The sequence below is a fragment of the Rhizobium sp. GW821-FHT14E12 genome (genome assembly GCF_058803745.1).
This window is the reverse complement of the sequence record NZ_JBXAPH010000001.1, coordinates 1,337,115-1,354,838: the sequence shown is the minus strand read 5'-3', so window position 1 is coordinate 1,354,838 and position 17,724 is coordinate 1,337,115. Positions and strand designations below refer to the sequence as shown.

Genomic DNA, 17,724 nt, shown 5'->3' with positions numbered 1-17,724 from the left:
TATATCGTAATGCGATATAAATCAACGACAGAAAACAAACTGTGTTTATGAGGACGATGAGCGTGACGCAGAATTTGGGGGAGACGCTGTCGCAGGCGGACTACGAAGCTCTGGCGACGCTGCGCTATACGCTCCGAAAATTCATGGATTTCAGCACATCCGCTGCCCATCAGGAGGGGTTGCCGCCCCAGCAACATCAGGCGCTGCTGGCGATCAAGGGTAATCCGCACGGCGAGGCAATGACCATCGGTATGCTGGCGGAGCGCCTGCTGGTCGCGCCGCACACGGCGACCGAGCTGGTCGGTCGGCTGATCGACGCCGGCTATGTCACCCGCCACCCCGATCCGGCAGACAAACGCCGCCAGACGCTGCAGTTGACGGAAAAATCCGAGGATGTCCTGCGCAGACTTAGCGCCATTCACCTTCAGGAAATTCGAGACATGGCGCCAGAGTTGATCGATATCCTGACGCATTTGCAGGCAGGCGTTGGTGGCAAATGAAGGGGCCGCTGCCGACATGACCGGCAATGGCGTATTGCAGATTATTGGCCGAGCCGGATGCCGCCGTCGCAGATCAGCGTGTGGCCGCTCATAAAGCCATTGCCGACCAGGAAGCCAATGGCGTCCGCGATGTCTTCCGGGCGGCCAACGCGCCCGACCGGGGTGCGCGCGGCAAATCCGGTAAAGGCCGGCGCCTTCTGATCCTCGCCGAGAAAATCCCACCAGGGCGTGTCGACGACGCCGGGCGAGACGCAGTTTACCCGGATCGGCTTCAGTTCGACCGCAAGGACCGGAGCGAGAGCGGCTATTGCCGCGTTGACGGCGGCGAGCCCCGCCGTTCCCGGCATGGCTGCCTGTGCCGAGACGGCGGAGACGAAGGTGATGCTGCCGTCTTTCGAGAGATAGGGAAGGCTAGCCTGGGCGCAGGCGAAATGCGCCATCGTCTTTTGCTCGAAACCCTTCCTGAGATCGGCGAGATCGACAGTGGCGAAGGGACCGCCGCCATTGCCGCCGCCGAGCGCCAGAACGAGATGATCGAGGCGTCCGATCGTTTCGAAGGTCTTGGCAAGGCCGGTGAGGTCGGCCGCGTCCATGATGACCGTGGCGACATCACCGTTGAGGCTTTCGGCGGCAGCCCGCAGCTTCGCCCCATCGCGGCCGGTGATCGTGACCCGATAGCCCTTTTCGAGAAGGTGAGCGGCGGTCGCGAGGCCAATGCCTGAGGAGCCACCGACAATGACGACGTGTTGGGATGACATGATCTGTCTCCTTGTTGGGTTGATAATGATGTGGTCGTGGAAGGTGTTCAGCTCAGGCCGGTAAGGTCCTGGCTGAGGAGGCGCAGGCGCTGACGCGCGGTTGCGTCATAGGCCTGCGCATTGGCGCGGGAAGGGTGCTGCCCGTTGTAATAGAGGCCGGTGTGTCCCTCGAGATCGCTGCCTACCGCCAGATTGAGGATAGCATCAGCGCCTTGGTCGACCGTGCTCATCGGCGCGACGCCCGCCTGGCGGACCATGGTGGTGTTCATGTAGGTCGCGGGATGTAGGCAGTTGGCGGTGATACCAGAGCTGGCCAGTTCCTCAGCGAGCTCGAAGGTAAACATGATCTGAGCCAGCTTACTCTGGCAGTAGGCGCGCACGCCGCTATAGCCGCGCATCAGCATGACATCCGAGAAGTCGATGGGCTGTTGGCCGGCCGAGGAAACATTGACAATGCGGGCGGGGCCGCTTGCCTTCAACAGCGGCAGCAGGCGGCGTGTCAGCAGGAAACCGGCGAGGTAGTTCACCGCGAAGCGCAGTTCATATCCGTCGCGGCTCACCTGGCGCCCTGGCTCGCCGCCGCTCGTGCCGATCCCGGCATTGTTGATCAGAATGTCGAGGCGCCCGTGATCGCGTTCGATGGCGTCGGCGAGTGCGCGAACCTCGTCCAACGAGGAAAGGTCGGCGGGGTAAAAGGCTGCGTGTCCGCCAGCGTCGTGAATGCCGGCAAGCAGGCTTTCGGCGCGCGCCTGGTCGCGGCCGTGCACCAGCACCTTTCCGCCCGCTGCCGCCAGCCTCTCGGCAACCCGGCGGCCGACACCGTCTGTCGAGCCGGTAATCAGGATCGTCTTGCTGCTCAGCTCCATTGCAATCGCCTCTATCTCGTTTCTGGAGTGATATTTGGCAGTTCGTGGAAGCGGCAAACAGTTCTGACTTTATCCTAGTATTCATCCTGCTATGATGAGCCATGACCATCAGCCAGAACCAAACCATTCTAGATGCCCGGCGCCGTGAATTCGGGGCTTTCCTGCGCTCTCGGCGGGAGAAGCTGACGCCAGCGAGCGTCGGGCTTCCGGACGGATTTCGCCGGCGAACGCCGGGGCTCAGGCGTGAGGAAGTGGCGCTTCTCGCCGGTGTCGGCACCACATGGTACACATGGCTGGAGCAGGGGCGGGACGTGCGCGCCTCGGTGGAGGTGCTGTCGGCGCTGGCCGATGCCCTGCTGCTCGATCCAGCCGAACGACGGCATCTCTTTACCTTGAGCGATCGGCCATCGACGGAACTTCCGATACATGGGCCGGAGGATGTGCCGGACGCGCTGCGGCGCATGCTGGCCAGCCTCACCGGCCAGCCGGCCTATGTCCTTGGCCGCCGCTGGGATGTGCTTGCCTGGAATGCGGCGTCCGTCGCGCTTTTCGGCGATTACGGTCTGCTTGAGGGCGATGCGCGCAACACCGTCCATCGGGTGTTCACCGATCCCGCGCACCGGCAGCTCCTGGTCGATTGGGAGATCGTGGCGGCAAACTCGCTCGCCATGTTCCGCGCCGATAGCGCACGCTATGCCGGCGATCCCGATTTCGAACGGTTGATTGCCACTTTGACCCAGGCGAGCCCGGAGTTTCGGGCCTGGTGGCCGCGGCAGGACGTGTTGCGACCGCTGGCGGGCCATAAGCGCTTGCGCCATCCCTTGGGCGGGTTGATGAATTTCGAATATACCGCACTCGCCGTCATCGACCGGCCCGACATGAAGCTGGTGGTTTACACACCGCTCGACGACGATGGGACTAGCGAGAAGCTCAGGGGGTTGCTGGGGCGGAGCGGCGCAGTATAGCGTCCCGTTCACGAGCGTCATCAGCTCTTATCATCTCAGCCTTCGAGATTGCTCCTGAGCCTATCGAGAATGGATAGGGCGTGGCCGGCATAGGCGCTGATCCAGCGGTCGTGAATTTGTTTGATCGGCAGGCTGTTCAGGTGGTTCCAGCGCTCGCGCCCCTCCTTTTTGGCGATTACCAGTCCGGCTTCCTCCAGCACCTTCAGGTGCAACATCACCGTGCAGCGGTCCATGTCCGGGAAGGTCTCGCAGAGCATGCCAGTGGTTCTCGGTGCGTCCTTGAGCATGTCGAGGATTTCGCGCCGGCGACGGTGAGCCAGGGCCTTGAAAATGAGGTCGCTATCCGATTCGCTTGACATGTTATGTTTTTATAACATAATGGCGTCGATCGCAATGGAGAAACAATTCCGATCAGAAAGAGGAGGAAAAGCCATGACGCTGGATATCCGTATTTCGGGCCGCATCGGCCGCAAGGTGGAGGAGGTCTTCGACGCGGTCGTCAATCCGCAGAAGCTTTCGAGCTATTTCACCACCGTCGGCGGCGCCAGCGCGCCGCTCGTTGCCGGGACGACGGTCATCTGGTGGGAGAAGGCGCCGGTCGAGGTCAGCGAGATCGAGCCCAATCGCCGTATCGTCTTTCACTGGGATGGTGGCGCCGACGAGGAGGGCGCGCGCTATAGGACCAAGGTGGAGATGACGTTCGAAGCGCTCGACGACGGTGGTACCCTGGTGACGATCGCGGAATCCGGTTGGCGTGAGGATGTGGCCGGCCGTCATGGCACCTATCTCAATTGCGAAGGCTGGACCCAGATGCTCTGCTGCATGAAGGCCTTCGTCGAATATGGCATCAATCTGCGGGAAGGGTTCTTCCTGAGCGAAATGCGTGGTGTGCCCGCCGAGGCGCCGGATCGCTGAGAAGGTCAGGCGAGGCTGATGCGCCTCGCGCTGTGCGGTTCGAGAGAATATGACCCCGCCTGAATGTCCTGATCGTGAACTGCGCTGCTTGCCGGCGACGCAGTTCACTTTTCTGTGTGGATAAGCTCAAATTCCTGGTGAATGACAAATTCCTTTTAATAATAACGGATTCCTTGTTAGAGGAACGCGGCCTGCGCCAAAATTGCCCAAATTTAGAAACATGGGAGCGCTCGAGAAAAAGAGCCCGTGGACAGAAGTGCAGGCGACACCATAAAGATGCAATATTAGCGTTACTGCACATCCGAGCAAACGGGACCGGCGAAAGCCAATTCAAACAGGTAGAGCATGTCGACCCCAATCGATCTGGAAAAAGCCGATGAGGAACTGAGCGAGCGCGGTGGGATAAGCGGGTTCTTGAACAGCAATCGCACGCTGATCGTTGCCGTCCTCACCGTCGCCGTCTTCTGCATCGCCGCTTATGCGATCTTCGATCTGACGAACGAAGTCCGCTATGACGATGTCGTGCACGCGCTCGAGACGACCAAGCTCTCGTCCATCCTGCTGGCCCTGTTCTTCACGGGCCTCAGCTTCGCCTCGCTGATCTTCTACGACCAGAATGCGCTGGAATATATCGGCAAGCGCTTGCCGTTTCCGCATGTGGCGCTCACCTCCTTCAGCGCCTATGCGGTCGGCAACACGGCTGGTTTCGGCGCGCTCAGCGCCGGCGCCATCCGCTATCGCGCCTATACGAGGATGGGGCTGTCGCCTGATGACATCACCCGCGTCATCGCTTTCGTCACGCTCGCCTTCGGCCTTGGCCTTGCCGCTGTCGGTGCCATCGCGCTGCTGGTCATTGCCGATGAAATCGGCCCGCTGATCAATGTCAATGGCCTGTGGCTGCGCCTGATCGCCGGCGCCATTCTCGCGGCGCTCGCCGTCGTGATCGTCATCGGCCGCAATGGCCGCGAGGTGCAGATCGGGCCGATCGCCGTTCGCCTGCCGGATTCGCGCACCTGGTCGCGGCAGTTTCTGGTGACCGCCTTCGATATCGCCGCCTCGGCCTCGGTGCTCTATGTGCTGCTGCCGGATACGGCCATCGGCTGGCCGGGCTTCTTCGCCATCTATGCCATCGCCGTCGGCCTCGGCGTGCTGAGCCACGTTCCGGCCGGATTCGGCGTGTTCGAGACGATCATCATCGCCTGGCTCGGCAGCTCGGTGAATGCCGACGCGGTCCTCGGTTCGTTGGTTCTCTACCGTGTCATCTACAACGTCATCCCGCTGGCGATCGCGATCCTGGCCGTCTCCGTGGCCGAACTGCGCCGCTTCGTCGATCATCCGGCCGCCTCCAGCATGCGCCGCATCGGCGGCCGCCTCATGCCGCAGCTGCTGTCGACCTTCGCGCTGCTGCTCGGCATGATGCTGGTCTTTTCGAGCGTGACGCCGACACCGGATCAAAATCTCGAATTCCTCCGCGATTATCTGGCATTGCCGATCGTTGAAGGAGCACATTTCCTGTCCAGCCTACTTGGGCTGGCGATGATCGTTGCCGCCCGCGGCCTTGGCCAGCGTCTTGATGGTGCCTGGTGGGTCTCGATCTTCTCGGCGGTCCTCGCGCTGCTCTTGTCGCTGCTGAAGGCCATCGCCATTGTCGAGGCCGGGTTGCTCGGCTTCCTCATCTTCGGCCTCGTCGTCAGCCGTCAGCTCTTCACCCGGCCGGCATCGCTGCTGAACCAGGCTCTGACAGGGGGCTGGCTGACGGCGATCGCGGTGATCTGCATCGGCGCCATCGTCATTCTGTTCTTCGTCTATCGTGACGTCGAATACAGCAACCAGCTCTGGTGGGAGTTCGAATTTACCGGAGAAGCGCCGCGCGGGCTTCGCGCCGTGCTCGGTATCTCCATCGTCTCGTCGGCGATCGCGATCTTTAGCCTGTTGCGGCCGGCGACGCCGCGACTGGACCCGGTTTCCGAAGATTCCGTGGAGCGGGCTGTCGAAATCGTCCGCAACCAAGGCGTCGCCGACGCCAATCTGGTTCGCATGGGCGACAAAAGCATCATGTTCTCGGAAAAGGGCGATGCCTTCATCATGTATGGCAAACAGGGCCGCTCTTGGATCGCGCTGTTCGATCCGATCGGCCCCAAGCACGCCCTGCCGGAACTCGTCTGGCGCTTTGTCGAAACCGCCCGTGCGGCAGGCTGCCGTTCGGTCTTCTATCAGATATCGCCGGCGCTTTTGTCCTATTGCGCCGATGCCGGTTTGCGCGCTTTCAAGCTCGGCGAGCTGGCGGTGGTCAATCTTACCAATTTCGAGCTGAAGGGCGGCAAATGGGCCAATCTTCGCCAGACCGCGAGCCGCGCTGTGCGCGACGGACTAGAATTTGCCGTTATCGAGCCGCAGCATGTGCCTGAAATCATGGATCAGCTTGCCGAGGTTTCGGAATCGTGGCTTGCCGATCATAACGCCAAGGAAAAGGGCTTCTCGCTGGGGGCCTTCGATCCGGACTATGTTGCCTCGCAATCGGTTGGCGTGCTGAAAAAGGATGGTAAGATCGTCGCTTTCGCTAATATCCTGATGACGGAGACCAGGGAGGAGGGCTCTGTCGACCTGATGCGCTTTTCACCGGATGCCCCGAAGGGATCGATGGATTTTCTGTTCGTGCAGATCCTCGAATATCTGAAGGAGCAGGGTTTCCAGCGCTTCAATCTGGGCATGGCGCCGCTATCGGGCATGTCGAGACGGGAATCGGCGCCGGTGTGGGACAGGGTCGGGGGAACCGTGTTCGAGCACGGCGAACGCTATTATAATTTCAAAGGGCTTCGTGCCTTCAAATCCAAGTTTCATCCCGAATGGCAGCCACGCTATCTGGCCGTTTCGGGAGGTGTCAGTCCAATGATCGCGCTGATGGATGCCACATTCCTCATCGGGGGCGGACTTAAGGGGGTCGTGAGGAAATGATCTTGAAATACGCAACATCCTTGGCTTCCGCTTTGCTGCTATCTGCCGGTCTGCTGGTATCCGGTGCGGCGCGGGCGGACGAGGACGATACCAAATACGATCTCGGCATGATCTCTCCGCCGCATATCCTGCGTCCGCAGGGCAAGGTGACCAGCGAGGTCATCCTGATCTCCGATGTCGCCGGCTGGGGCGACAAGGAAAAGGGCGTCGCCGACAAGCTTGTCGCCAACGGCACGCTGGTCATCGGCATCGATTATCCGTCCTTCCTGGCGTCGCTGAACAAATATGATGTCAGTCAGAATGACGGTTGCATCTACATGGTCTCGGACCTGGAATCGCTCAGCCAGCAGGTGCAGCGCTCCTTTGCCGACAGCACCTATCAGCTGCCGATCATCGCCGGTGTCGGCGCGGGTGGCGCCATGGCGTTGACGATTGCCGCGCAAACCCCGGATGCCACAGTCGCCGGCACGCTCGCCGTCGATCCGACCTCCGGCATTGCGCTGAAGCAGGAGCTCTGCACGCCCGCCGAGAAGAAGAGCGACGGCGACATGGTGTCCTTCGGCCTGCAGGAAGGCGCGCTGCCGAACCCGATCGTCGCAACATTCACGTCGAACGCTCCCAAGGACGGACGTGACCATGTCGAGGAGATCCAGAAGGATCATCCCGATGTTCAGGTTACCGATTCCGACGATGACGACACCTATGCCACCCTTAGCACCGGGTTGGCGGATCTGATGAAGACGATCGACAGTGAAAAATCGCCGCTCGGCCTGCCTGTCGATGTCATGGACACCAAGCCCACGGAAGACACGCTGGCGATCGTCTATTCCGGCGATGGCGGCTGGCGCGATATCGACAAGGAAGTCGGCAGCTATCTCCAGGACCAGGGCATCCCCGTGGTCGGCGTCGACACGCTGCACTACTTCTGGACGGAGCGCGATCCGCAGCAGACCGCCGACGATCTCGGTCGCATGATCCAGTATTACACCAAGCGCTTCAAGGTGAAGCATGTGGTGCTGGTCGGCTACTCCTTTGGCGCCGACGTGCTGCCGGCGAGCTATAACCGTCTGAAGCAGGCCGACAAGGACAAGATCGTGCAGATCTCGCTGTTGTCGCTGTCGCGCAAGGTCGATTATGTGATCTCGGTCATGGGTTGGCTGGGCGCCACGAGCGCGGGCAAGGGCGGCGATCCCACCAATGACCTCAAGTCGATCAATCCGAAGATGGTGCAATGCATCTACGGCAAGGACGATGACGAGGATGTCGCCTGCCCGGTCTTGACCGGTACGGGCGCCGAAGTCATCGCCATGGATGGCGGCCATCATTTCGACGACGATTACCAGGCCTTGGCCAATCACATCATCAACGGCCTGAAGAGCAGGCTCGGCGAGTGATGCACTGATCGCGCGGCGGCTTGTTCCGCCGCGCACATTCCAACAGCTATTCAGCCATACGCGCCGCTGTTTTCCATGTCCGCCGACCAGCATTCGTTTGCTTCTTGGCGTGGCTGCCGGTAGTCGGAAGAAAGACGGCGCCGAGTCGCTTCCGGCTCGCCCACCCGATCCCGCCAACCCGAGAGGGGACTGAACCTTGTCCGCCATATCGTCTTCCGTCTTCGACAAAAGCTATTCCGGATTCCTGTTCGACATGGATGGCACGATCATCAACTCGATCGCCGCCGCCGAGCGTGTCTGGGGCGATTGGGCGCGCAGCAAGGGGCTGGATGTCGAGAAGTTCATGCCGACCATGCATGGCGCGCGTGGCATCGACACGATCGGCAAGCTCAACCTGCCCGGCGTCGATCCGGTCGCGGAGTCGGCACTGATCATGGAGGCGGAAATTACCGATTTGGAAGGAGTCGTGCCGTTGCCCGGCGCCATCGAATTCCTGGCCTCGCTGCCGCCGGACCGCTGGGCGATCGTCACCTCATCGCCACTGCGGCTTGCCCATGCGCGTCTCGCCGCCGCCGGCATTCCGGTTCCGCGCTTAATCGTCACGGCCGAAGACGTCAAGGTCGGCAAGCCCGATCCGCAATGCTACATTCTCGGTGCCGAACGCCTCGGACTGCGGCCCTCCGATTGCCTCGTTTTCGAGGATGTGATGGCCGGCATCAAGGCGGGCGAAGCCGCCGGCGCCGATGTCGTGGTGATCACGGCGACGCATTCCCACCCGCTCGAAACCAGTCATCCGACGCTGCCGAATTATGAGAATGTTCGGGCGCATGTCGACGGGAACGGCCATCTTTCGGTGGTACGCAAGGCCGGCTGAAGCCGCTGGCGGGCAGGCGATAACCCCATGTCGCTTTCGCGCATTGCATTAGGCCGCAGGCTCATTATGCTTTCCTGATATTGTCCCAATGTATGAAAGCCTGATGACCCCCAAAGAGCTGAAAGCCCGCTATCGCAACGAGCGCCTTGCCGCCCGCGACGCGATCCCGCCCGATGAGCGCATCGAGAAGGGGCTGGCGATGCTTGCCTATGCCGGTGATGCGATCGACGTCGAGCCGGGGACGATCGTGTCCGGCTTCCTGCCGATCCGGTCGGAGGCCGACATTCGGCCGCTGATGGCGCGGTTGCGGGAACGAGGGGCTCGGCTCTGCGTGCCGGTCATTCTCGACAAGCTCACTATCGTCTTTCGCGAACTCGTGCCCGGTACGCCGCTGATCCCCAGCGGTTTCGGTACGGCGGGGCCGGGACCTGATGCCGCCGTTCTGGACCCTGAGGTCATGCTGGTGCCGCTTTCGGCTTTCGACAACACCGGCCATCGCATCGGCTACGGCGCCGGCCATTACGACCGCGCCATCGATCGTTTGCATCAAAAAGGCTTGAATCCACGGCTGATCGGCATTGCATTCGACTGCCAGGAAGTGCCATCAGTACCGGCTGAGCCGCATGATGTCCGTCTGGACGCGATTTTGACCGAGAGTGGGCTCAATTTTGTTTCCGTGGAGATTGGATAGGGAATGCGGCTGCTTTTTCTGGGTGACATGGTCGGAAAGACCGGACGGGTTGCGGTATGGGATCGCTTGCCGGGCTTGGTTTCCGATCTGAAGCTCGACTTCGTCATCGTCAACGGCGAAAATGCCGCCGGCGGCTTCGGCATCACCGAGGATATCTTCCTTGAGACGATCAATGCCGGCGCCGATGTGGTGACCACGGGCAATCACGTCTGGGACCAGAAGGAAGCGGTGGTGTTTTGCGAGCGCCACGACCAGTTCCTGCGGCCGGCCAATTACCCGGCTGGCACGCCCGGTCGCGGCTCGAGCATCTATTATGCCCGCAACGGCGCCCGCGTGCTTGTTGCCAACATTATGGGCCGCGTCTTCATGCATCCGGAGCTGGACGATCCATTCAAGTCGGCGGAAGCGATCCTCGATGCCTGCCCGCTGAAGGAACAGGCCGATGCTATCGTCTTCGATTTCCACGCAGAGGCGACCAGCGAGAAGCAATGCTTCGGGCATTTCGTCGATGGCCGCGCCAGCTTGGTTGTCGGTACGCATACACATGTGCCGACCGCCGACGCGCAGATCCTGAACGGCGGCACTGCCTATATGTCGGATGCCGGCATGTGTGGCGACTACGACTCGTCGCTCGGCATGGAGAAGGAAGAGCCGCTCAATCGCTTCATCTCGAAAATGCCGAAGGGCCGTTTCGAGGCCGCCTCCGGCCCAGCCACCATCTGCGGTGTCGGCGTGGAGATTTCGGATGCGACCGGGCTTGCGGAAAAGATCGCCCCGCTGCGGCTCGGGCCGCGCCTGGCCGAGACCATTCCGGAGTTCTGGCGGTAGCTGCTGCCCAATCATTCATCGTCCGGCCGCAATGACGCGATTGTGAGCAATCCCCATCGGATTGCCGCTGGACCTGCCTCCAACCGTGCCGCATCCTCTCCGCTTCCGTAAGGCTTGAGGGGGTGGCATGATGTTGCGATTTCCTGTCTTCGCCGTGCTCTTCCTGCTGACCTTGGCGGGTTGGAGTGTCGCGAACGCTCAGGAGAAACCTTCCCGCCCGCAGCCCAGCCAATGCCAGGCGATTGCGCAGTCTTTGCCGAAGGCGACATTCGCGAGTTTCTCGCCTCCCGAAGCGACACTTGCCAAGGATGTGCTCAACGGTGATGTGAAGATCACCTTCCTCGGTCATGCGACTTTCTTCATCGAAACGCCCGGTGGCGTCTCGATCGCGACGGATTTCAGCGGCACCTATCCACCGCCCTATACGCCGACCGCCGTCACCATGAACAAGGCGCATCCGACGCATTACACGTTGGCGCCGGATCCGGCGATCCAATATGTACTGCATGGCTGGAGCGATACGCCCGGCGAGCCGGCGAAGGTCCATTTGACTGTCGGCGATACGCTGATCCGCAATGTGGTCACCGATATCCGCTCGTGGTCCGGTGGCATCGAGCCCAACGGCAATTCCATCTTCATTTTCGAAGTGGCGGGGCTCTGCATCGGCCATCTGGGACATCTGCATTTCGAGCTCAACGACAAGCAATATGCCGAAATCGGTCGGCTCGATGTCGTGATGGTTCCGGTCGACGGCGGGCTGACCATGGGGGCGGACAGCATGAGCCGGGTGGTGAAGCGGTTGCGCTCATCGCTAATCCTGCCGATGCACCGCTGGGGACCGCCGGTCGATCAGTTCCTGGCTCTTTTCGGTCCTGATTTCGATGTCGCCTATGCGCCGGGCGCGACGACCACGGTGTCGTTGAAGACACTGCCGCGCAAGCCGCTGATCTATGTGCTGAAGGGGCTCTGAGCCGATCAGCGTAACCCTGGCTTGCGAGGGCTCACAGCCGGACCAGGCGCCTCTTTCTGGCTTTTTGCTTGAATGAAAGCGGCTTCGCTCTTATAAGGCGGCCCATTCCCAACAAAAGACGTGAACAGGGGTGCCATGGCTGGCCATTCACAGTTTAAAAACATCATGCACCGCAAGGGTCGTCAGGACTCGGTGCGTTCGAAAATGTTCTCCAAGCTGGCGCGTGAAATCACCGTCGCCGCGAAGGCAGGTCTGCCCGACCCGACCATGAACGCGAGTCTGCGCCTGGCGATCCAGAACGCCAAGGCACAGTCGATGCCGAAGGACAATATCGACCGCGCCATCAAGAAGGCGGCCGGTAGTGACGGTGAAAACTACGATGCAGTGCGCTACGAGGGTTATGGCCCCGGCGGCACGGCGATCATCGTCGAGGCTCTGACCGATAACCGCAACCGCACGGCCTCGAATGTTCGTTCGATCTTCACCAAGGCAGGCGGCGCGCTCGGTGAAACCGGCTCGGTCTCCTTCTCCTTCGATCATGTCGGCGAGATCACCTACAAGCCGACAGTCGGCGATGCCGACAAGGTGATGGAAGCGGCAATCGAAGCCGGTGCCGACGACGTCGAGAGCGACGAAGACGGCCACACCATCATCTGCGGCTTCGAGGCGATGAACGAAGTCGCCAAGGCGCTGGAAGCAACGCTTGGTGACGCCGAGACCGTCAAGGCGATCTGGCGTGCGCAAAACAATGTGCCGGTCGACGAAGAAAAGGCGCAGTCGCTGATGAAGCTCATCGATAGCCTTGAAGACGACGACGACGTGCAGAACGTCTATTCGAACTTCGAAGTCTCCGAAGAAGTGATGGCCAAGCTGTCAGCCTGATCGGTGTGATTGATTAAAAAAGCCGGCCGCAGCGATGCGGCCGGCTTTTTGTTTGCCTTAGGGTGTGGTGGCACGCGTGAAATCATCACGAAAGGCAATGAGATCGGGGGCGCTAACATCGGAAACCGCCCAGAATACCAGCCCATCCGCATACCATTCGGCGAAATTATAGCCTTCCTTCTCAGCCATGCTGCGGGTTGCGGACGCGCCGGGCCAGATGAAGAGATTGATGGTATGGCCATGCCGGCGGTAGATCAGTGCCGCAACAACCCGGCCATTCAGATAATCCACCCTGCCGCCGACAAGGGGAAAGCCTTGTGTCGCCAGGTCAACCACCGGCGGAGAAAAGTCGATCTTGCCGTTGAACCATGGCTTGACGGTATGCTGATCCGAGGTCAGCACATCCGTCAGGTGATCGGCGAGCATCGAGCGCACATGGCTTGCAAGGAGCTGATCTTCGATCGTCTGGCTCTGCTGCGGCACGTTCAAGACCAGCATGAGGCTGGCTCCCAGCACGGCGAGGGAGGGTATGAAGCTCCATTGCCGGACGAACCGCCAGAAGCGGCGCCATGGGCTCTCCGTGCTGGTCGTCGCGGTCATGGCGCGCGCCATCATCGCCTGTTCCAGCGCCAGCGCGGTCTGAACGCGTGCGCGGACCGCATCCGGCGCCTGCCATTTCACGCCATCACGGCCGGCAAGGCGCTTTACTATGAGAGCCTCTTCCATCTCGTGGGCGCAGTTCGCGCAGGTCGCAAGATGCGCCTCGAAACGGGCGGCGTTGGTGGTATCGAGCTCGCCATCGATGAAGCCGTGCAGCAGGTCGTTCCACTCGCCGTGATCATTGGTTTGCTCCTCGCTCATCGAGCAGTCCCTTTTTCATCGAGGCTGTGCCATGCCGCGCCGAAATCGCGGCGGGCGCGGGCAAGACGCGACATGACGGTGCCGATCGGGGCGTCGATGATATCGGCGATCTCCTTGTAGGAGAGGTCTTCGAGCTCCCGCAGCACCAGGACTTCGCGCATGGTGTCGGGCAGCATGTTGATGACCTGACGCACCCTCAGCGTTTCCGTCTTGCGGGCAAGGGCCATCTCGGGCGTGTCTTCCTCGGAAACCGCCTCCAGCGAAGGCGGGTCTTCTGATGAGTCACCGCCATCGGGCATCGGTTGTTCGTAACGGGTCTTGCGTCGCCCCTCCTGCAGCCAGGCGTGATAGCAGTTGCGGACAATGGTGAAGGTCCAGGCGCGGGCATCACCATCGCGAAAGCCGCCAAAGCCGCGATAGGCGCGCAGGAACGCCTCCTGCACGATATCCTGTGCGGCATCGGCATCCCGGCTCAGGAAGCGCGCAAAATTATAAGCGGCATCCAGATGTGGAATAATGGTGCGCTGGAAATGGCGCATGGTCTCGTCGGCGGATGAGATCGTGCGCGCATGCGGCTTGGCGGGAGCGCCCAGCTCGGTTGCTGTCATGAGGCTGGGATAGGCGGGTGTTGCGTTTCCGCGCCCGCTCTCTCCAGCAAGGATGGCGGCCAATCGGGCTGCCAATTGCTGCAGGCTGCGTATCGCGCTCGTTCGCAGCCAGCTCAAAGTCACTGTATTAAGTTGGCGGTCGAACGAAATAGAGCTGATCATCTGGGCGTCTGTCATCATGGTCCCCGCGAAACGCCGATGCCGACTTTAAGCCTCGGTTCCGGCGCTTGCAATGTTGCCTAGGACCTAGATCACGCTCGCGCGGATTTTATTCCCGTAGGCATGCAAAAAAATCGAAGGCGATGCATCCAGCCGGCCAGCATCCGGTGGATTGTGGCCCGACCTCTCAGCTCACACTTAAAATGCTCGTTTTCTTTCAGATACTTGAACGAATTCCTCTTGCGACTAGGAATAAGTCCCCACGACCGTCGATCTTCTTCCTCAGCGGGGGCAGCAATCTGCAGCGTCCTCCGTCTGGCTGAAAAGCCAGCACCCTGAGGAGATATTGCGATGTTGGACATGACCCGCCGTGCCGTGCTCGGAACGGCCGCTGCCGCGGCAGCCTTCGGACTGTCGTCGAAACTTGAATTCATTCCGCAAGCCTTTGCCGCAACCCCGCTGGAGCCGACGACCGGCTTCTACAAATACAAGGTCGGTTCGGTCGAAATCACGGCCATCTATGACGGTATCTGGCACAAGCCGCACGATCCGGCCTTTATCAAGAACGCTTCCGTCGACGACACCAAGGAGGCGCTTTCCAAGGCCGGCCTCACGACCGACTTCATGCCCATTCCGCTGACCGTCGTCGTTCTCGATATTGGCGGCCGCAAGATCATGATGGATGCCGGTTCGGGCGTCGGACAATGGCAGACCAATGCCACACATCTTCCGGCCAACATGGCCGCCGCCGGCATCGACTACAAGAAGATCGACACGATCATGATCTCACATTTCCATCCCGACCATGTCTGGGGCCTGATGGAGAAGGGGACGAATGCGCCGGTCTTTCCCAATGCCGAGCTGATCGTTAACGCCACCGAATACAATTGGTGGACCGATCCCAGCCGCGTCGACAAGCTGGCAGAAGGGCGGAAGGACGCCGGCAGACGCATCGCCTCCGTCTTCCCGAAGTGGAAGAACTGGAAACTGGTGGACGACGGCGCCGAAGTCGTGCCGGGCGTGCGCATCATGGCGGCGTATGGTCACACACCTGGCCACTCGGTCTTCCATATCGATGGCGGCAGCGAGCAATTGCTTGTTTCCGCTGACATCATGTACGTGCCGGCATTGCTGGCTCCCCATCCCGAATGGGAGGGCAGCTACGACCAGGACGGCCCGAGGGCCGTCGCCACCCGCCGCAGGCTGATCGACCGCGTCATCGCCGACAAGATCAGGATCTGCGGCTCGCATTTTCCATTCCCGGGCTCCGGCACCTTCGTCAAGGACGGCAATGCCTACGGATTTACCCCCACCATTCAGGCCTGAACGGCCAAAGAAGGAGCAGAAGCCATGTTGAAACATGCCATTATCGGAATTGCCGGCCTGTGTGCCGTCATCGTCATTCCAGCCGCCACGGCCGGGGTCGCCTTCGCCGTCGATAATATGGAATCCACCGATGCGCCGGATCTAACCTCGGTACGCGCCAAAATCGATGCGAAGGATTATGCCGGTGCGCTTGCCGAGCTTCGCGACATCGCCGAGGAGCATCAGCAAGCTGATGTCTACAATCTGATGGGCTTCACCCTGCGCAAGACCGGTGATTTCCGGACGTCGCTGACATACTACACCAAGGCGCTGGAACTGCAGCCCGATCACAAGGGCGCGCATGAATATCTCGGCGAACTCTACGTCGAGACCGGCGACATGCCCAAGGCTCGCGAGCAGCTTGCCACACTCACCAAGCTCTGCCCGGCCGGTTGCGAGGAGCTGGAAGATCTGACCAAGGCGATCGCTGCCAAGGGAGGAAGCTAGAACTCGTTATCCGATCATCGAGGCGGCGCTTCCGTTCGGCTCAAGCCACGGAGGTACCGCCCCGAAAGATATCTGGGCGCTGGTTACAAGGGAGATCATCCATGGAATTCGAAGAGGAAAGTACCGTTCTCGTCAATTTGGCTGACATAGGGCTGCTGTTCGGCCGCATGCTGCTGTCGTTGCTCTTCCTGCAGGAGGGTATCGAGCTGCTCAGTCATTTCGACAATGCGTTGGAGGCCATGGCTAAGCTTGGCGTTGCCGCACCCGTCGCGACGGCGACCATCCTGCTGCAAATTGCCGGCGGCCTTGCCATTGTTGCCGGATTGTTGACCCGGTTGGCGGCGCTCGGCCTCTGCCTGTTCTGCGTGCTGACGGCGTTACTGTTTCATACGAACTTCGCCAGCCACAATGAACTCCTGCACTTCGAAAAGGATCTGGCGATATCAGGCGGAATGCTTGTGCTGATCGTCGCCGGCGCCGGCAAGCTGTCTCTGGATACGGTCATCCAACGCTACTGGAAGATGAATCTCGCATCTTGATCGACTGAGAACACCCGAGGAGCCGCCACCAAGCAAAGTCGGCTCATCGGGTGTTTTGTCTGCTACGGAAAGTCAGGAGACTTGTCTGAAACTCGGGAGGGTGGCGAACAGCTCCACCGATTTCAGCCGCGCCTCGATATCGTGGATCGGCATCGAAATGATGACCTCGTCGGCTTCCGTATCCTTGATGAACTGCGAGAGCTTGGCCTCTGCCGTTGCGGGCGAGCCGACGACGGCGTAGCGCAGCGTGTGCTCGACGTTCAGCTTTTCCATCGGCGTCCAGAAGTCGTCCATGTCCTTGCGTGGGCGGGGGAAGGGGCCGCGGATGTTGCGACGCAGGTTGACGAATTGCTGCTGCGCGGAAGTGAAATGATATTGCGCCTCCTCATCCGTATCAGCCACCGAACCCATGACGCCGACCATGACATAGGGCTTGTCGAGCGTTGCCGAGGGCGTGAAGCGATCACGGTAGATGGCGACGGCGTCGAGCAGGGCCTCCGGAGCGAAATGCGAGGCGAAGGCATAGGGCAGGCCGAGCATGGCGGCGAGATGGGCGCTGTAGTGGCTTGATCCGAGCAGCCAGATCGGCACCTTGGCGCCGTTGCCGGGCACGGCGAGGATCGACTGGTTCTCGTCGGCGGGGCTGAAGAGGTGTTGCAGCTCGATGATATCGTTGGGGAAGCTCTGGGCGCCGGCGTCGAGATTGCGGCGCAGCGCCTGGGCGGTCCGCATATCCGTGCCCGGAGCCCGGCCGAGGCCGAGATCGACGCGGCCGGGGAACAGGGCTTCCAGCGTGCCGAACTGTTCGGCGATCACCAGCGGCGCATGGTTGGGCAGCATGACGCCGCCTGAGCCGATACGGATGCGTGAGGTCGCGGCACCGACATGGCCGATCACGACCGCCGTGGCGGCGCTGGCAACGCCCGGCATGCCGTGATGCTCCGCCAGCCAGAACCTGGTGTAGCCAAGCTCCTCCGCCTTCTGTGCCATGCGCTTCGAGCCTTCGAAGGATTGGCTGACGGTGCTGCCTTCGGCAACGGGCGAAAGATCGAGAATCGAAAAGGGGACCATGGCAAGAGACCTGCGTGGTGAAAGGGAGGTTTGATGCTTCCCATGTAGGAGCGCGGACACGTCATTCCAAACCCCG

The 17,724-nt window shown here is 61.0% G+C and carries 19 protein-coding genes; 13 read left to right on the top strand and 6 right to left on the bottom strand.

Annotated elements, in window-relative coordinates:
• The first annotated feature begins 62 nt into the window (after window positions 1-62).
• Window positions 63-500 carry a MarR family winged helix-turn-helix transcriptional regulator gene (locus tag AC1RO0_RS06675; RefSeq protein ID WP_498592096.1) on the top strand — a complete coding sequence of 146 codons (438 nt, stop codon included), beginning with the start codon at window positions 63-65 and terminating at the stop codon, window positions 498-500.
• 41 nt (window positions 501-541) lie between these two features.
• On the opposite strand, the gene AC1RO0_RS06670 is transcribed toward AC1RO0_RS06675, so the two are convergent.
• The gene (locus AC1RO0_RS06670) at window positions 542-1,258 is read right to left on the bottom strand and encodes an SDR family oxidoreductase (RefSeq protein WP_498592095.1); all 717 of its coding nucleotides are present in this window, start codon (window positions 1,256-1,258) and stop codon (window positions 542-544) included.
• Between the two features lie 47 nt (window positions 1,259-1,305).
• The gene (locus AC1RO0_RS06665) at window positions 1,306-2,124 is read right to left on the bottom strand and encodes an SDR family NAD(P)-dependent oxidoreductase (protein WP_498592094.1); all 819 of its coding nucleotides are present in this window, start codon (window positions 2,122-2,124) and stop codon (window positions 1,306-1,308) included.
• Window positions 2,125-2,225: 101 nt separating this feature from the next.
• On the opposite strand from AC1RO0_RS06665, the gene AC1RO0_RS06660 reads away from it, so the two are divergent.
• Entirely contained in the window at window positions 2,226-3,089 is an 864-nt protein-coding gene (locus AC1RO0_RS06660) for a helix-turn-helix transcriptional regulator (RefSeq protein ID WP_498592093.1), read from the top strand.
• A gap of 35 nt (window positions 3,090-3,124) precedes the next feature.
• On the opposite strand, the gene AC1RO0_RS06655 is transcribed toward AC1RO0_RS06660, so the two are convergent.
• The gene (locus AC1RO0_RS06655) at window positions 3,125-3,448 is read right to left on the bottom strand and encodes an ArsR/SmtB family transcription factor (RefSeq protein WP_498592092.1); all 324 of its coding nucleotides are present in this window, start codon (window positions 3,446-3,448) and stop codon (window positions 3,125-3,127) included.
• 73 nt (window positions 3,449-3,521) lie between these two features.
• On the opposite strand from AC1RO0_RS06655, the gene AC1RO0_RS06650 reads away from it, so the two are divergent.
• From AC1RO0_RS06650 to AC1RO0_RS06615, 8 genes are all read left to right on the top strand, one after another.
• Window positions 3,522-4,004, top strand: a complete 483-nt coding sequence (locus tag AC1RO0_RS06650) for an SRPBCC domain-containing protein (protein WP_498592091.1) — start codon at window positions 3,522-3,524, stop codon at window positions 4,002-4,004.
• Between the two features lie 345 nt (window positions 4,005-4,349).
• Window positions 4,350-6,959 carry a bifunctional lysylphosphatidylglycerol flippase/synthetase MprF gene (mprF, locus tag AC1RO0_RS06645; RefSeq protein WP_498592090.1) on the top strand — a complete coding sequence of 870 codons (2,610 nt, stop codon included), beginning with the start codon at window positions 4,350-4,352 and terminating at the stop codon, window positions 6,957-6,959.
• On the top strand, window positions 6,956-8,353 hold the full coding sequence (locus tag AC1RO0_RS06640; RefSeq protein WP_498592089.1) for a virulence factor: 1,398 nt from the start codon (window positions 6,956-6,958) through the stop codon (window positions 8,351-8,353). Before mprF ends, AC1RO0_RS06640 begins: the two co-directional genes overlap by 4 nt.
• A 196-nt stretch (window positions 8,354-8,549) precedes the next feature.
• A complete protein-coding gene (locus tag AC1RO0_RS06635) occupies window positions 8,550-9,227 on the top strand; it encodes an HAD family hydrolase (protein WP_498592088.1) in 678 nt (225 codons plus the stop codon).
• A gap of 103 nt (window positions 9,228-9,330) precedes the next feature.
• The gene (locus tag AC1RO0_RS06630) at window positions 9,331-9,918 is read left to right on the top strand and encodes a 5-formyltetrahydrofolate cyclo-ligase (RefSeq protein WP_498592087.1); all 588 of its coding nucleotides are present in this window, start codon (window positions 9,331-9,333) and stop codon (window positions 9,916-9,918) included.
• Window positions 9,919-9,921: 3 nt separating this feature from the next.
• The gene (locus tag AC1RO0_RS06625; RefSeq protein WP_371108785.1) at window positions 9,922-10,746 is read left to right on the top strand and encodes a TIGR00282 family metallophosphoesterase; all 825 of its coding nucleotides are present in this window, start codon (window positions 9,922-9,924) and stop codon (window positions 10,744-10,746) included.
• A 127-nt stretch (window positions 10,747-10,873) separates the two neighbouring features.
• Window positions 10,874-11,716, top strand: coding sequence for an MBL fold metallo-hydrolase (locus AC1RO0_RS06620; protein WP_498592086.1), 843 nt, complete (start codon window positions 10,874-10,876; stop codon window positions 11,714-11,716).
• Window positions 11,717-11,851: 135 nt separating this feature from the next.
• Window positions 11,852-12,598: a YebC/PmpR family DNA-binding transcriptional regulator gene (locus tag AC1RO0_RS06615; RefSeq protein WP_498592085.1), complete on the top strand. Its 747-nt coding sequence runs from the start codon at window positions 11,852-11,854 to the stop codon at window positions 12,596-12,598.
• Window positions 12,599-12,655: 57 nt separating this feature from the next.
• Here AC1RO0_RS06615 and AC1RO0_RS06610 read toward each other — a convergent pair whose 3' ends face one another.
• Entirely contained in the window at window positions 12,656-13,459 is an 804-nt protein-coding gene (locus AC1RO0_RS06610) for an anti-sigma factor family protein (protein ID WP_498592084.1), read from the bottom strand.
• The gene (locus tag AC1RO0_RS06605; RefSeq protein ID WP_498592083.1) at window positions 13,456-14,244 is read right to left on the bottom strand and encodes a sigma-70 family RNA polymerase sigma factor; all 789 of its coding nucleotides are present in this window, start codon (window positions 14,242-14,244) and stop codon (window positions 13,456-13,458) included. Before AC1RO0_RS06605 ends, AC1RO0_RS06610 begins: the two co-directional genes overlap by 4 nt.
• Before the next feature lie 333 nt (window positions 14,245-14,577).
• On the opposite strand from AC1RO0_RS06605, the gene AC1RO0_RS06600 reads away from it, so the two are divergent.
• The 3 genes from AC1RO0_RS06600 (at window position 14,578) to AC1RO0_RS06590 (ending at window position 16,577) form a co-directional block, all read left to right on the top strand.
• The gene (locus AC1RO0_RS06600) at window positions 14,578-15,552 is read left to right on the top strand and encodes an MBL fold metallo-hydrolase (RefSeq protein WP_498592082.1); all 975 of its coding nucleotides are present in this window, start codon (window positions 14,578-14,580) and stop codon (window positions 15,550-15,552) included.
• 24 nt (window positions 15,553-15,576) lie between these two features.
• Window positions 15,577-16,038 (top strand): tetratricopeptide repeat protein, encoded by a 462-nt coding sequence (locus AC1RO0_RS06595; RefSeq protein WP_498592081.1) that lies wholly within the window; start codon window positions 15,577-15,579, stop codon window positions 16,036-16,038.
• A 101-nt stretch (window positions 16,039-16,139) separates the two neighbouring features.
• Window positions 16,140-16,577: a DoxX family protein gene (locus AC1RO0_RS06590; protein ID WP_498592080.1), complete on the top strand. Its 438-nt coding sequence runs from the start codon at window positions 16,140-16,142 to the stop codon at window positions 16,575-16,577.
• A gap of 72 nt (window positions 16,578-16,649) precedes the next feature.
• On the opposite strand, the gene AC1RO0_RS06585 is transcribed toward AC1RO0_RS06590, so the two are convergent.
• Window positions 16,650-17,648: an LLM class flavin-dependent oxidoreductase gene (locus AC1RO0_RS06585; protein ID WP_498592079.1), complete on the bottom strand. Its 999-nt coding sequence runs from the start codon at window positions 17,646-17,648 to the stop codon at window positions 16,650-16,652.
• Window positions 17,649-17,724 lie beyond the last annotated feature (76 nt).